General features: G+C 63.1%; 15 protein-coding genes. 8 read left to right on the plus strand and 7 right to left on the minus strand.

Going from position 1 to position 14,858, the window contains the following annotated elements; translation table 11 throughout:
• Positions 1-164 precede the first annotated feature (164 nt).
• On the plus strand, positions 165-560 hold the full coding sequence (locus tag M1P90_RS08250) for a RidA family protein (RefSeq protein WP_483702130.1): 396 nt from the start codon (positions 165-167) through the stop codon (positions 558-560).
• Between the two features lie 120 nt (positions 561-680).
• Here the strand turns inward: M1P90_RS08250 and pth2 are convergent, their stop codons facing one another.
• Together pth2 and M1P90_RS08260 are read right to left on the minus strand one after the other, a co-directional pair.
• Entirely contained in the window at positions 681-1,022 is a 342-nt protein-coding gene (gene pth2 / locus M1P90_RS08255; RefSeq protein WP_483702131.1) for an aminoacyl-tRNA hydrolase, read from the minus strand.
• On the minus strand, positions 1,019-1,396 hold the full coding sequence (locus tag M1P90_RS08260; protein ID WP_483702132.1) for a DUF4180 domain-containing protein: 378 nt from the start codon (positions 1,394-1,396) through the stop codon (positions 1,019-1,021). Before M1P90_RS08260 ends, pth2 begins: the two co-directional genes overlap by 4 nt.
• A gap of 249 nt (positions 1,397-1,645) precedes the next feature.
• Here M1P90_RS08260 and M1P90_RS08265 point away from each other — a divergent pair, with 249 nt between their 5' ends.
• The 7 genes from M1P90_RS08265 (at position 1,646) to rnhA (ending at position 9,300) form a co-directional block, all read left to right on the plus strand.
• Complete coding sequence (locus M1P90_RS08265; RefSeq protein ID WP_483702133.1) at positions 1,646-2,791, plus strand: GAF domain-containing protein; 1,146 nt, start codon at positions 1,646-1,648, stop codon at positions 2,789-2,791.
• 75 nt (positions 2,792-2,866) lie between these two features.
• Positions 2,867-3,523 carry an SOS response-associated peptidase gene (locus tag M1P90_RS08270; protein WP_483702134.1) on the plus strand — a complete coding sequence of 219 codons (657 nt, stop codon included), beginning with the start codon at positions 2,867-2,869 and terminating at the stop codon, positions 3,521-3,523.
• A gap of 401 nt (positions 3,524-3,924) precedes the next feature.
• Positions 3,925-4,890 (plus strand): carbohydrate ABC transporter permease, encoded by a 966-nt coding sequence (locus tag M1P90_RS08275; RefSeq protein WP_483702135.1) that lies wholly within the window; start codon positions 3,925-3,927, stop codon positions 4,888-4,890.
• Positions 4,890-5,753 carry a carbohydrate ABC transporter permease gene (locus M1P90_RS08280; protein ID WP_483702136.1) on the plus strand — a complete coding sequence of 288 codons (864 nt, stop codon included), beginning with the start codon at positions 4,890-4,892 and terminating at the stop codon, positions 5,751-5,753. Before M1P90_RS08275 ends, M1P90_RS08280 begins: the two co-directional genes overlap by 1 nt.
• A gap of 146 nt (positions 5,754-5,899) precedes the next feature.
• Positions 5,900-7,555, plus strand: coding sequence for a CRTAC1 family protein (locus tag M1P90_RS08285; protein WP_483702137.1), 1,656 nt, complete (start codon positions 5,900-5,902; stop codon positions 7,553-7,555).
• Positions 7,556-7,786: 231 nt separating this feature from the next.
• The gene (locus tag M1P90_RS08290; protein ID WP_483702139.1) at positions 7,787-8,554 is read left to right on the plus strand and encodes a hypothetical protein; all 768 of its coding nucleotides are present in this window, start codon (positions 7,787-7,789) and stop codon (positions 8,552-8,554) included.
• 20 nt (positions 8,555-8,574) lie between these two features.
• Positions 8,575-9,300, plus strand: a complete 726-nt coding sequence (rnhA, locus tag M1P90_RS08295; RefSeq protein ID WP_483702140.1) for a ribonuclease HI — start codon at positions 8,575-8,577, stop codon at positions 9,298-9,300.
• Positions 9,301-9,659: 359 nt separating this feature from the next.
• On the opposite strand, the gene M1P90_RS08300 is transcribed toward rnhA, so the two are convergent.
• The 5 genes from M1P90_RS08300 to M1P90_RS08320 form a co-directional block, all read right to left on the minus strand.
• On the minus strand, positions 9,660-11,120 hold the full coding sequence (locus tag M1P90_RS08300) for a sensor histidine kinase (RefSeq protein WP_483702141.1): 1,461 nt from the start codon (positions 11,118-11,120) through the stop codon (positions 9,660-9,662).
• Complete coding sequence (locus tag M1P90_RS08305; RefSeq protein ID WP_483702142.1) at positions 11,117-11,818, minus strand: response regulator transcription factor; 702 nt, start codon at positions 11,816-11,818, stop codon at positions 11,117-11,119. The genes M1P90_RS08300 and M1P90_RS08305 overlap by 4 nt, the downstream gene beginning before the upstream one ends.
• A 125-nt stretch (positions 11,819-11,943) precedes the next feature.
• Entirely contained in the window at positions 11,944-13,464 is a 1,521-nt protein-coding gene (locus M1P90_RS08310) for an FAD-dependent oxidoreductase (protein WP_483702143.1), read from the minus strand.
• Entirely contained in the window at positions 13,448-14,203 is a 756-nt protein-coding gene (locus M1P90_RS08315; protein WP_483702144.1) for an FAD:protein FMN transferase, read from the minus strand. Before M1P90_RS08315 ends, M1P90_RS08310 begins: the two co-directional genes overlap by 17 nt.
• Positions 14,200-14,838, minus strand: a complete 639-nt coding sequence (locus M1P90_RS08320) for an FMN-binding protein (protein WP_483702145.1) — start codon at positions 14,836-14,838, stop codon at positions 14,200-14,202. Before M1P90_RS08320 ends, M1P90_RS08315 begins: the two co-directional genes overlap by 4 nt.
• Positions 14,839-14,858 lie beyond the last annotated feature (20 nt).

Raw genomic sequence — 14,858 nt, forward strand, 5'->3', positions numbered from 1 at the left:
CCGCTTCGGCTATGATCGGCCGGGCGCGGACAGTTTGGGGGAAAAGAAGCGCGTACCTTGTGCAAACGCTGCGCCAGCTTGAGAGCGTGCAGCCAGCCCGAACGCGGACGCAGGTGCAGACACGCCTGCTCGCCCGGCTGGTTTTCGTCGTAAAGGAGCATCGCATGTCGCCCAAAGTCGAAACCTCGACCCCGCCCGGCACGCCCACGCCGATCGGCCCATATAATCACATCGCTAAAGTCGGCGCGTGGATCACCATCGGCGGCACCGCTGGCGTCAACCCTGCCACTGGCCAGCTTGCCGGCCCCGATGTTGCCGCCCAGACGCGCCAGATCCTCGACTCCTTTGCCGTCATGCTCGCCTCGGTCGATTCCGACCTGGCACATGTCGTGCACATCACGATCTTCCTCAGAGATATGGGCGATTTCGAGGCGATGAATGCGGCCTATGTGGAGAAAATGGACGACCACCGGCCTGCGCGCACGGTCATTGGCGTGGCCGAGCTGCCCAAGCCAGGTGTGCTGCTCACCATGAACCTGACGGCGGTGACGCGCGCGTAGGGTTTTATAGCAGTGTGCAGTTGGCAGGATGCAGAAGGCAGTTGCATTTTCTGCTCTGCAACGCCTCGCTCGCCAGTCTATGGATGCTCAATTGTTCTGCAAACCGCTGTAGGGCATTTTCTAGCGCAGCAGCGGCAGCATGCCCGTGAGTGAGTCGATGCTGCTGGCCGGTGCCGGGCCAATCCCCAGGCAGGTGATCGTCCCGGCGGCAACAACCGTTCGGCCAGCGTCGCGCACCAGGCAGCACGGCAGCTCGCTCGCGCGGGCGGCCGTTTCCAGCGCCAGCAGGGCAGCTTCGTCAGCGCCGCCGAGCACGATTTTCGGCATGCCAGCCTGCAGCCAGGCCATTTGCGCCGCGCCGCCCGCCGCGAGAAATGCGCCAACGGCAGCGTGCGCCACCTGCGCTGCCAGTTTTCCCGCTGGCAGCGCTAGCGCGCCATTCACCACAATCACCTGTTTCATGCGCTGGCGGCCACATGTTGCAGCCAGGCCAGCGCCTCGGCGCGCTGCGCAAACCAGCCAAAATGCGTGCCACCCGCCTCGTCGGCAATCATCTCATTGAAGCGGCTGCTCAAGGCAAACTCGCCGGGCGGGCATACAACAGTCAGACGAATGCGATAGTTACGCAGCTTCTGCAAAAGCTCGCCCGCCTCGCCCGTGCTGATGTCGAAAAAGCCTACTGGCAAATTGGCAGCGTACAGCAGCACCGTCGTAACATCATAGCTGAAGCACGCCTCGATCACGCGCGCGGTGTCGGCCGCGCTCACCAGCCAGCCTTCGCCGGGCACGCCTTCCAGAAACGAAATACCCTGCTCGGAGCGCAATTCGAGTTCCATCGCTCGTTCTTCTTTCACACTTTTCTGCACAACCGCCCCCATCGTACCGTAGGCTGGCAGTGCCTGTCAATCGCTTGGCCAGCCGCTTGGCCAGCTACGACCACAGCGCGTAAGCGCATCATGCATTTGGCGTGCGGGTGCAACCAAACCGCTATGCTTTTTCGGGCAATCTGCGGGTATATCTATATGCACGCCTGGCCACCCAGTTTCAGGCGCGCCGTGTTTGCTTCTGTTGCCCTGAGGCCATCTATGAATACGCCACAAAGCCGCCTCGCAATCGCGCTCCACGACGAGCGCCGGCTTGCCGCCCTTCGCGAAGTGCTGCCACTTGGCGGCAACTCAAGCACCGATTTTGATCGGCTCAGCAACCTTGCCGCGCGTGTACTTCGCGTGCCAGTCACCTACATCTCGCTCCTGGGCGCAGATAAGCAGGAATTCCTGGGCTGGCATGGCTCACCGCCTGTCGCACTCGAATCGGGCGAATCCCATGGTATCTGCCGCTCCATGGTTGCCTCGCGTGAGCCAATCATCATCGCCAACCTGCAAGAGTATGCCGCCGAGCAGAAACGCGCGCCACTTATTGCGCAGGGCTTTCAATCCTACCTGGGTTTTCCGCTGATCACAGCCGATGGCTTTGTGCTGGGCACGTTCTGCGCGCTCGACACGGCCCTGCACGCCTGGAGCGAGGACGATATCGCTTCACTGCGCGATCTGGCTGCGGCGGCCAGCACGGGCCTTGAGCTGTGGCGCGATATCCACCGGCGCGAGCGCGTCGAGGCCGAGCTGCATGAATACAATGCCCGTTTTGCCAGCGCGTTCAGCAATGCCGCAATTGGCATGGCTCTGGTTGGGCTGGATGGCTGCTGGATTCAGGTCAACCGCGCGCTTTGCGCGCTGCTTGGCTACGAAGAAGCCGAGCTGCTGGCAGTGCCGTTTCGCAATCTCACGCACCCCGCCGATCTGGAGAAAGATTTCGAACATTTCCAGCGTATGGCTCGCGGTGAACAAAGCATCTACCGCACTGAGAAGCGCTATATTCATAAGCGCGGCCGCCTGGTGTGGGCCGAACTGAGCGTGTCACTCATCTGCGATGTCGAAAACCAGCCCTTGTATTTCGTTTCGCAAATTATGGACATCAGCGCGCGCAAGCAGGGCGAGTGGGAGCGCGAACGCCTGATCGAACAGCTCAGCGAGGCGCTCGATAGTGTGAAAGTGCTGCAAGGCCTGCTGCCAATCTGCTCGGGCTGTAAAAAGATTCGCGACGACAGCGGCTACTGGAATCAGCTGGAAGGCTATATTCAGCGCTATGCCGATGTGCATTTCTCGCACGGCATTTGCCCCAACTGCGTGCAGAAACTCTACCCCGAAATCGCCGACCCGCCCGGCAAAGAGTAAGCCCGCCTTGTGACACTCCCTGTCACACATATGTGCTACAATCGTACATATGAGTTTGTACAGGAGGGATGAGCAATGTGTGGTCGTTATGTGCTGGCGCCGGCTGAGCAGGTGGCCGGGCGCTTTGATGTTCAGCAGGAACCGCTGGCCCTGCATTCTCGCTACAATGTCGCCCCCAGCCAGATGATGCCGGTCGTCGTTCGCAACAGCCCCAATCGCCTGGTCGAGATGCAGTGGGGCCTGATCCCGGCGTGGTCGAAAGAGCCGCGCACCCAGTTTTCCACCATCAACGCCCGCGCCGAGACGCTGGCGAAAAGCCCGGTGTTTCGCGGCCCATTCAAGAGTCGGCGCTGCCTGGTGCCGGCCAGCGGTTTCTATGAGTGGCAGGCACAGCCGCAGGGCAAACAGCCGTTCTGCATCCGGCTGGCCGGCGGCGAGCTGTTCGCCTTCGCCGGGCTGTACGACATCTGGCGCGACGACGCGGGCAACGAGCTGCACAGCTACACCGTCGTCACCACCGCGCCAAACGAGCTGGTCGCGCCGATCCACAACCGCATGCCGGTGATCCTGCGCCGCGAAAATGAGGACGCCTGGCTCGACCCCGGCAGCGACACCGCGACATTGCTGGGCCTGCTGCGCGCCTACCCGGCCAGCGCCATGGAAGCCTACCCGGTGTCGCGGGCGGTGAACAGCCCCGCCAACGACAGCGCCGAGCTGGCGAAGGCGATATAGCCAGAGCAGAATAAGAGAGCCACAGAGCGCACAGAGGCCACTGAGTATGGAATTCAAAACTCGGTGTTCTGTGGCCCAAAACTTCTGCTCTTTGTTAGTGCAGTATCAAGAAAGCGATGCGGAGATCAGGGAAAAGTTTCTGCATAGTAGTCACTAAACCCTATTCCCCATTCCCTAAACCCTGCGCTGAAAGCGCATTAGGCTATTTCCATGCTGTTTTCGCGCGCCCACCTGTCGCAATTGGCAGGTGGGCGCGCCGCGTCTGGCGCGATATGTGCTACTATGTCGCCATACCGAACGCACTCGCCACCACCACGAAGTACGCCTGGCAGGGAGGCGCGGCACCTGCTGCACCCCTCGGCGCGCATGGCGCTGATGCACCAGAAACAGGGATGATTTCTATGGCGACACAAGCTGAGCGGCAGACGCTGCCGCGTGCTCGGCGCGGCGGGGGCGGCTGGCGGCCCGGCCGGCAGAACGAAGCGTACCTCTTCCTGCTGCCGAGCCTGCTGGGCTTCCTGCTGTTTATTGTCATTCCGGTGCTGGGATCGCTGGCGCTGAGCCTGGTGCGCTGGAACCTGCTCACCCCACCGACTTTTATCGGGCTGAACAACTACGTCGAAATCTTCACGCGCGACCCGCTGTTTTTCCAGGCGTTTGGTAACACGCTGTTCTATGCTGTCACAATCGTGCCGCTGCAACTGCTGGCTGGCCTGACCATCGCGCTGGCGCTGAACCAGGGCATTCGCGGCGTGAAAATCTACCGGCTGATCTACTTCATGCCGGTGGTGTCGAGCGTGGTGGCGGCGGCGCTGATCTTCCAGTGGATGTTCAACCGCGACTTTGGCGTAATCAGCGCGATCTTCTGGTGGCTGGGCGATGTGACCGGCCTGCCAATCGCGCCGCCGGACTGGCTGAACAGCTCGTTCTGGGCCAAGCCCGCCGTGGTGCTGCTGACCGTCTGGAAGAACATGGGCTTCACCATGGTGATCTACCTGGCCGGCCTGCAATCGGTGCCCGAGGAGCTGTACGACGCCGCCAAAGTCGATGGCGCGAGCGCCTGGCAGCAGCTGCGCAATATCACGCTGCCGCTGGTAAGCCCAACGACTTTTTTCCTGCTGATTATTCAGATGATTGGCGCGTTTCAGCTGTTCAGCGAGCCATTTGTGATGACGCGCGGCACCGGCGGCCCAGCCGGCGCAACCACCTCGATTGTGCTGTATATCTACCAGGCCGCGTTTAAGTACAGCCAGATGGGCAAAGCCTCGGCTAGCGCCTGGGTGCTGTTCGCGTTTATTTTCGCCTGCACGCTGATCCAGAACCGCTTGCAGAAGCGCTGGGTACATTACGAAACGGGGGACGCCTGATGGCTACCGATCTGCTGGCCGAGCGTCCGCGCCGCCGCATCCAGTCGCGCCCGGCCGCGCTGGCCCTGCACGCCTTTCTGCTCCTGGGCAGCGTGGTGATGCTGCTGCCGTTCATCTGGATGCTCAGCACCTCGCTGAAAACGCCCGCCGACACCTTCGCCTACCCGCCGGTGTGGATTCCTTCGCAGATTGTGTGGGGCAATTACACCAAGGCAGTGTCGGTGATGCCATTTGGCCGTTTCTACCTGAACAGTCTGTTTGTGACAGTGTCGGTGACGGTGCTGCAGATCCTGACTTCGTCGCTGGCGGCGTTTGCGTTTGCGCGGCTGCGCTTTCGCGGGCGCAACATGCTGTTTCTGCTCTACCTCGCCACGCTCATGATTCCCTTCCAGGTCACGATGATCCCAAACTTCATTCTGGTGCGCTTGCTGGGCTGGTACGACACCTACCAGGCGCTGATCCTGCCGCCGGCCTTTTCGGCGTTTAGCACTTTTCTGCTGCGCCAGTATTTCATGGGCATTCCGCTCGATCTCGACGAGGCCGCGCGCATCGATGGCGCATCGTCGTTTCGCATCTGGTGGAGCGTGATCCTGCCGCTCAGCGGGCCGGTGCTGGCCGCGCTGGCGATTTTCGTTTCGCTGAACACCTGGAACGAATTTCTGTGGCCGCTGATCATCACCAACTCGCCCGAGATGCGCACGCTGCCGGTGGGCCTGAGCACTTTCCAGGGCCAGTTCAAGGTCGAGTGGAACCTGCTGATGGCCGGCTCGGTGATTGCGATGCTGCCCGTGCTGATTGTGTACATTATCGGCCAGCGCTGGTTCATTCGCGGCATTGCGATGTCGGGGATGGGCGGGCGCTAAAGCGCTGGCGCGCGGGTATAGGGTCTGGTGGATAGGGTTTCGATTAGTTTTGGGCTTGACCGCAGGGTATATTGAATCAAAACTCTGAGCCTGCCAAAAAGTCTGTGTCGCCTACTGCCAGTCACATCGTCTGAATACTGACTGCTATGCGAAAAAACGCCTCGTTCATTGCGATTGTGCTTGTGCTGGCGGGCTGCGCTGGCACGCCTGCCGCTGCGCCGGTTGCGCCACTGGTTGGGCCGCGCGCGCCTGTGCAGGTGGCTGCAACGCCGTTCCAGGCGGATACACCCTGCACCGGCGCGTTTGTCGCGCACGACCTCGACCACGCCACCAGCACGCCCGGCCCGGTGGCGCGCATGTTCGAGGGCAATGGCGCGGGCGTGGCAATTGGCGATTTCGATGAGGACGGGCGGCTCGACGTGGCGCTGGCGAATAGCCACGGCCCGAACACGATCCTGTGGAACGCGGGCGGGCTCGATTTCCGCACCGAGCGCATGCCGCAGGGCGATTCGCGCGCCGCCAGCGCGGTGGATGTGGATGGCGATGGTCGGCTCGATCTGGTGTTCACGCGGCGGGCGGGCGCGCCAAGTTTCTGGCGCAACACCGGCGACCCGGCGGCGCGCTTGGTACCCGAGCTGCTGCCCGGCGTGGCGCGGCCCGCCTATAGCATGGCCTGGGGCGACCTGAATGGCGACGGGCGGCTCGATCTGGTGGCGGCTTCCTACGACGCCGAGCTGCTCACCGAGCAGGGCAACGATTTCCTGATGGGGCCGGGCGCGGGCGTGTATGTCTACACTCAGACAGCCACGGGATTTTCGGCCCGGCAGCTGGCGCGCAAGTCGCAGGCGCTGGCGCTGGCCTTGTTCGACCTGAACGACGACGCGCAGCCCGACATTCTGGTGGGCAATGATTTTGCGGTGCCTGATCAATACTGGCTGCAGCAGGGCAGCGGCTGGCGTGCGGCGCAGCCATTTGCCGCCACCAGCCACAGCACCATGAGCTTCGATCAGGGCGATATCGACAACGACGGGCGCGCCGAGCTGTTCGCCACCGACATGAAACCCTATGACAAAAGCGTGGCGACCCTGGCTTCCTGGCAGCCGATGATGGCCGAAATGTGGAGCCCGGTGCCACTTGGCGACCCGCAGATTGTTGAGAATGTGCTGCAGGTGCGCGGCGCGCAGGGCTTCCGCAACCAGGCCTATGCGCGCGGCATGGATGCGACCGGCTGGAGCTGGAGCGGCGAGTTTGCCGACCTCGACAATGATGGCTGGCAGGATCTGTATGTTGCCAACGGAATGATCGAATCGGAGCTGTTCAACTACCTGCCCAGCGGCGCGCTGGTGGAGCAGAACCAGGCGCGGCGCAACGACGGCACAGGCAATTTCGTGCCAGCGCCCGAGTGGGGGCTTGGCTCGTCGCGCAGCGGGCGCGGCATGGCAATTGCCGACCTCGACGACGATGGCGACCTGGATATTGTGGTGAATAACCTGAACGCGCCGGCCCAGCTATTCGAAAACCGGCTGTGCGGCGGGGCGAGTCTGGCCGCCGACCTGCGCTGGCCGGGCAGCACGAACACGCGCGCGCTTGGCGCGACGGTGCAGCTACAAAGCGGCGCATCGACCTACACGCGCACCGTGCGCGCCGAAACCGGCTACCTTTCCAGCCCGCCTTCGCGCGTGTATTTTGGCTTTCCCAGGGGCGAAACGCCTGCGCGGCTGGTGGTGCGCTGGCCCGACGGCGCGGTTTCCACTGTCGATGCGCCCGCGCCCGGCACGCGCCTGACGATCACGCGAGAGTAGGGCAGTTGGCAGTCGGCAGTTGGCAGTCGGCAGTGGGCAGTGGGCAGTTGGCAGGTGGCAGGTGGCAGGTGGCAGTTGGCAGGTGGCAGTCGGCAGTCGGCAGTTGGCAGTCGGCAGTTGGCAGTCGGCAGTTGGCAGGTGGCAGTCGGCAGTCGGCAGTAACCTGCGAACAGGCGCATGCAATACGTCGCGATCGCAACCTGCAAATCTGAAACTGGCCCAGGAGACATTATGGCCGCACAAGCGATAACGCCGCGCACGCCGCGCTTTCCCATTCTGGCGCTGTTGAACCCACGCGAGCGCACGGCGCTGGTGTTGGGCGCGCTCGGCCTTGGGCTGGCGCTGGGCAGCGTGGGCATGCGCCTGCTGGCCTGGCCGCTGTGGGTCGCTTCAGCGCTTGGTTTGGGCATCCTGCTGCTGGTGGGTGTGCTCAAATGGCGCGACGACCTGCGCCGCTACGGGCTGGTGGTGATGCTGCTAAGCGTGCTGCTGGTTGCGCAGGGCTTTCATACCGTCGAACACCTTGTGCAGATCGTGCAGTACCACGTATTGAAATGGCCGCCTTTTGCGTCGAGCGGCCTGATCTCGGCGGCGAATGCCGAGTGGGTGCATTTTGTGTGGAACTGGCTGGTGGTGGCGCTGGCGGCCTGGCTCGTTCGTGGCGGCATGCGCGGCCTGTGGGGCTGGCTGTTCCTGCTCTGGGCATTCGCGCACGCCAGCGAGCACAGCTATATGATGCTGCGCTACCTGGAAATGAGCAGCGAGTTGCAACGCCTGGGCTTTCCGCAGCTTTCGGCGCAGGGCCTGCCCGGCGTGCTTGGCCGCGATGGCTGGCTGGCGCGCAGCCCGGCGACACAGGGCACATTCCTCTGCCGCCTGCCGGGCGTCACCACCGCGCCGCGCATTGACATTCACTTCTGGTGGAATGCGGGTGAGGTCGTGCTGCTGGCGCTGGCGGCAAACAGCTTTCTGCGCGGGCGAATACACACGTTCGACTGACACACATACTGACAGGACATATGGCAAAACAAAAAATTTACGCGGTAGTAAGCGGGCGCTCGCCAGGCCTGTATGACGAATGGTTTGGTGCCGACGGCGCGGAGGCGCAGGTCAAGGGCTTGCCGAATGCGATCTATAAGAGCTTTCAGTCGCGCGCCGAGGCCGAGGCGTGGTATCGCGAGCGGGCCGGCCGCGCGCCAACGAATATTCGCATCCGCCGCGCCGAACAGCCGGGCGAAGATTATTTTGGCCTGCACCGCGAAGCGCTGGCTGCCGGCAAGGTGGTGGTGTACACCGATGGCGGCGCGATGGTGAACCCGGGCGTGGGCGGCTATGGCGCGGTGCTGCTGCACCACGACAAGCGCAAGGAGCTGTCGGGCGGCTTTGCGCGCACCACCAACAACCGCATGGAGCTGATGGCATGCATTGCCGCGCTCCAGTTGCTGAAAAAGCCCGCCACCATTGTGCTGTTCAGCGACTCGTCCTACGTGGTGAATGGCATTGCAAAGGGATGGGCGCAGCGCTGGCGCGCAAACGGCTGGCAGCGCGTCGAAGAGGGCAAGCGCGAGCCAGTGAAAAATGCCGACCTGTGGGCGCTGCTGCTCGAAGAATGTGAGCGCCACACCGTGCAGTTCGTGCAGGTGAAGGGCCACGCCGGCGCGACCGAGAACGAGCGCTGCCACGAGCTGGCGAGCGCAGCGATGGCGCGGGCCAATCTGCCAGCCGACGACGGTTTTGCAGGGTAGGCGCTTAGTCGGGCGGGAAGCGGCGCATCGACTTTTATAGCAACCAGCTGATCAGATGGGCCACAGAGCACACGAGGGTAGGCGCTTAGTCGGGCGGGAAGCGGCGCATCGACTTTTATAGCAACCAGCTGATCAGATGGGCCACAGAGCACACGGAGGACACTGAGTACTCTGGAAAATAAATTTCCCTGTACTCAGCTTCCAGGAAGCTCAAGCCAGTTTTGCTTCAACACGGTAGCCAGATGAGCTTCCTGGAAGCTTGCCCGTTGTAGAAAAGAACTTTCTTTCCAGAGTACTGAGTTTGCTTGTATAGCTCGATGATCTCCGTGTTCTCTGTGGCTCCATCGTTTGGCACTTGGTTAGCGCAGGCTGGCCGGCTGCGCGCTGGTGAACGGCTGGGTCACTACGGGCTGGCTGCTCGCTGGCGCGGGCAGTTCAAGGCGGGCTTGCGTCCCTTCGCCCGGCACGCCGCTGCTGGTCACGCGCAGTGTTCCGCCATACTGGCGCGCCACCGCCGATACCAGTGCCAGCCCAAGCCCCACGCCCGGCACGTCGCGCGTGTGCGCCCGATCAACGCGGAAAAAGCGCTCGCTGATGCGCGGCAGGTCGGCGGGCGGGATGCCCACGCCTGTGTCGTTTACCGCGATGGTCAGCATATCCGCGCGCCAGGACGCCGCCAGACTAATATGGCCACCTTCGGGCGTATACTTGATCGCATTGTCGAGCAGATTGCCGACCATCAGCGTTAGATCGGACGGCTGGATGTACAGGTCGGGCAGGTCGTCGGGCAGGTGGGTTTCGAGCTGCTGGCGGCGCTGGGCTACGCGCGGCGCCGCCGCCCGCGTGCAGGATTGCAGCTCATCCAGCACGTCGATTGCCTCAGTGGGTGGCGAAAAAACACCGCTCTCGGCGCGCGAAAGCTGGAGCAGGTCGCCCACGAGCCTGGCCAGCTGGCCGACATCGTCGTTGATCTCGGCGGCATACTGCTGCGCCCGCGGCCCGGCGATACTCTGGCTGGCCAGCGCCTCGGCGCGGATTTTGATCGCGGCCAGCGGTGCGCGCAGCTCGTGTGAGGCATTTGCCACAAAATCGCGCTGTTCCTGCACGGTTTGCTCGATTCGCGCCGCCATATAGTTGAACATCGACCCAACGGCTGCCAGTTCATTCACAGTGTCGTCAATCGAAACGCGCGCGTCGAGCCGGCCTTCCGCCATCTGCTGGGCCACGCCGCGCAGTTGCGAAAGCGGGCGCGTAAGCTGCGCTGCCACCCACATCGCGATCACAAACGCCAGCACCAGCGCGCCCACCGCCGCGCCAGCCAGTGCCAGCCAGCGCCCGAGCAGGCGCGCATTCACCGGCGCAATGTCGGTGTCGAGCTGAAGCACGCCCAGCACGCTGCGCCCTTCATGAATGATCGGCACGGCGGTGTACAGCCGCCCATCAATAATCGAGCTGACGACGCTGCCCTGCAAGACGCGGTCGGCATCCACTGCCAGCCGCCCGTTGCTGGTGTTGCTCGCCACTAGCGCGCCTGCGCTGGTAAAGACATTAATGTTTGTGCTGGTGGAGAAGTCATTTTCCAGCAGGTCGCGCCGCGAGATCCAGCTTTGCAGGAGCTGCTGGGCGCGGCGGCGCTCGAATGCTTCGGGGAAGGAGTTCGCAAGTGCCAGCGCCTGGGCCTGCTGCTCGTGGGTGAAGGCCTCCATGGTCATGCGCGAGATCTGGCTGCCCGCCATGATCAGCAGCAGGCCAAGCCCCAGCGCCAGCACCGTCAGGATTGCGGCGGCAAGCTGCACGCGCAGCGAGCGAAAAACCTTCACAGCAGCACTTCCTCGGCCGTCGCAAAGCGGTAGCCGACGTTGCGCACCGTCTGAATATACTGCGGTGCGGATGGATCGTCTTCGATCTTCTGGCGCAGCCAGCGGATGTGTACGTCGAGCGAGCGCGTGTCGCCAAACCACTCGGTGCCCCAGACCTGGTTGAACAGCGTTTCGCGCGTGAGCACTTTGCCGGCCTGCTGCATCAGCAGCGACAGCAGCTCGTACTCTTTGTTGCGCAGCACCAGCTCCTGCCCACCCTTCCATGCGCGATGCGCGCCGGGGTCGAGCGCAACCGCGCCGATGCGTACCTGATTATTCGCCAGCAGGCTCTGGTCCCACTGCACGCGCCGCAGCAGCGATTTGATGTGCGCCACCAGCTCGTGAAACGAAAATGGCTTGGTCAGATAGTCGTCAGCGCCGAGCTCCAGGCCGCGAATACGGTCGATTTCCTGCCCCAGCGCAGTGAGCATGATGATCGGCACCTGCGAAAAGCGGCGCGCTTCCTGGCACACCTGCCAGCCATCCACGCCCGGCAGCATAATGTCCAATACCACCACGTCGGGCCGCGCGCTCAGGATCATGCCCAGCCCGGCCGGCCCATCGGCCGCAACCGCGACGGTGTAGCCCAGCGCTTCGAGCTGAAATTGCATTGGCTCGGTCAGGCGCGCGTCATCGTCAATTAGCAGGATTGTTGTCATTAAGGCTGAAACGCTTGGCAAAGCAGCAGCGCGCTAAAGAAATAAGCCACAGAGCACACCGAGATCGCGAAGAAACTTGTGGCCTCGGTGCGCTCTGTGCTCTCTGTGCCTATTGGTAACCGACGCTACGACAGGCCGGCGAACAGGTCGGTGCGGATCTGGCTGGCCGGCACATGCATCTGGGCCAGCATGTCGCGGAACGATTCGACCATGCTGGGCGGGCCGGACAGGTAGAACACGCACTGCTGGTAGTGTGGCACCTCGGCCATAATCAGCTGCGGGCCAATATGCCCGACCCGCCCGCGCCACGACTGCGGCAGCGAGCTTGTGTCGCTGATAGTATAGATCGTTTTGATGCCAAGGTCGTAATATGCCTGATCGAGCACATCGCGGTAGACAATATCTTCCACGCGGCGGTTGGCGTAGAACAGCGTGATTGGCCGGCGCTGACGCGTGTCGAGCAGGTACTTCAGCATGCTGCGGAAGGGCGTGATACCAATGCCACCGGCGATAAACACGCAGGGCTGGGCGGGGTTGCTGGGCAGCACAAAGTCGCCGGCCAGCTGCGCCGCCACGATTTCGGTCTGGCCGTCCATCGCTAGCATCGCGTGCTTGAAGCTGCTCGACTGCGGGTAGAACTTCACGCCCAGGCGCAGCGTGTTTTCGGTTGGCGACGAAGCGAGCGTGAAGTAGCGGCGGTTGCCGCGCCCGTCGGGGTCGTTGTGGCCGAGCGTCCATTCCATATACTGGCCGGGCGCAAAGGCAAAGCGCCGCGCCGGCGTAAAAACGAAATCGTACACGTCGGGCGCGATCTGGATTTTGTCGCGCAGCGTCAGCAGCTGCGTGGCCTTCGGGCTGAGCAGGAAGGAGAAGAAATTGCCGATCAGCATGGCGATTTCGGGCGTGGTGTAGAAGCTGCCGAGGTGAAACTGCGGCACGAACAGCACACCCACCAGCGCGCCATAGCCCATCTGCAAGCGGCGCGTCGGCGGCGCGGTCAGCGGCTCGGTCAGAATAATGAATGCAAAGAAGAACAGCGGCGAGTAGAGCACGGTTTGCTGAAGCGCGGCGGCCAGATTCGCATGGCTCGCGACCGACAGCAGCACCACGGCCACCAGCGCAGCCGCCATGAAGCTCAGCACCAGGCCGAAGCGGCGAATGCGGCGCACCAGCAGCAAGCCGCCCAGCAGCACAAACGGCAGCATCACGGGCGTTCCCACCCACCAGCTTGCCGACTGATTGAGCGCCAGGTAGGTAATGGCGACGGCAATTGCCACGGGGTTGAACAGGTGCTTGTGGCGCAGCGCCAGAATATACTTCGAGGCCATGGCCAGCACGCCCGCCCATGCCACAAACCAGATATCCTGGCTCGACCCGATCGGCGTGATGATCAGCGCGAGGATCAGCGCGGTGATGTAGGACGATTCGGAGTTGGCTGGCACGCCGTAGGTGCGGGCAAAAATCGCGTTAGTGATGCCGCATGCGGCCAGCGCCACGCCCACGGTGAACAGGAGCGCATAGGGGTCGTAGGGCAGCACGCCCGCCCACGAGAACATCACCGCCACGGCCAGCAGGAAAACCAGGTAGTACAGCGCCAGGCGGTACATGGTCAGCCGGTTCAGCAAATTATCAATCAATCGCATCATGGGTGCTATACCTCATAAAGCCGCCCGTGGCGGTGGCCTGGCCGCGCGCGTCGATCTGGTAGCCTTCAAAGCCGTCGAGCTGCTCGATGAACAGGATGCCCGCGCGGCCCATTGCGAAGGCTGCTGTGGCGAAACAATCGGCTTCGTAGATGTCGGGGCCGATCACCGTCAGGCTGACGATCTCCTCAAGCGGCTGGCCGGGTTGCAGCGGGTTGTAGATGTGCTGGCCGCGGATCGACGTGCCCGAGGTGGCGACGCCACAGTCGGTCAGCGCCAGCACTTTCACGATTTCATCCATATTGAACGGGTTGCGAATGCCGATCCGCCAGAGCCTGCCGGCGCTGTTGTTTCCCGCCAGCTGAATGTCGCCGCCCGCATCGACATAAAAGTTCGCGCAACCGCGCTCGCGCAGCCGCTCGGCGGCCTGGTCGATTGCCCAGCCCTTCACAATGCCCGAAGGGTCGTAGCTGCCATTCTGCCTGATGTTGAAATAGCCGCCGGTAGCCTGGCGCGTCTGCTCGGCCAGCCCGAAGATCGCGCGCATGTCGTCGCTGGCCTCGGCAAGCGCGATCTCGCCCCGGTTGATCCGGCTGATCTCACTTTCGGGCTTGTAGGTGCTAAACGTCGCATCCACATACTCGAAATAGTCGAAGGCAATATTCAGCAGTTCTTCGCTCGCGCCGGCGTCGGCGATTTCCACCGTTACCGGCATGCCCATCTGGATGCGCGTTTGCCTCACAGGCTGCCTGTGCTCCTGGCGGCATTCAGCGCCGACTGGAGCGATTGTGCAAAGGCTTCGCTGCTGAGCGTGGCGCCCGAGATCGCGTCGATGTTCGCGCTCTGCGCCTGAATGGCTTCGTTCACCAGGTAGGGCAGCGCGACATTGTTGATGCGAACGGAGGTGCGGCGATCGTTTGGGAACTCAAGGATCTGCACGTCGGCCAGTTTGCCCGACTGGATCACGGCCTGCACTTGCATATTGCCATAGTAGGCGTCGGTGACCGGGCCGCTATACGAGCCGTCGCGGTACAGGCCCTGCGCGGCGGGCGCGGCGGTGGGGGCCGGCGCAGCAGTTGGCGCAGGAGCGTTGGTTGGCGGCGGAGGCGGCGCGGTCGGCACGCTGGCCTGGGCGGTGGCTGGGGCGGCAGTTGCGCGTGGTGGCGCGCTGGTGGGCAGGGTTGCGGCGCTTTGTGCCGGCGCGGGCCGTTGGGTGGCGGCTAGCGGCAGTGGCGTCGCAATTGCGCTCTGGGGCGGCGCGCCAAAATGCTCATGAAGTGCATAGGCGGCAAAGCTTGCCACCACAAAGCCCGAAACCGAAAACTTCCGCACGGCGCGGGCGAGCGGGCTAACGCGGCGAGGCTGAATGTTCGACATACGATCTTCCTTGTTGCATT

This window comes from Kouleothrix sp. 19917 (assembly GCF_057073505.1).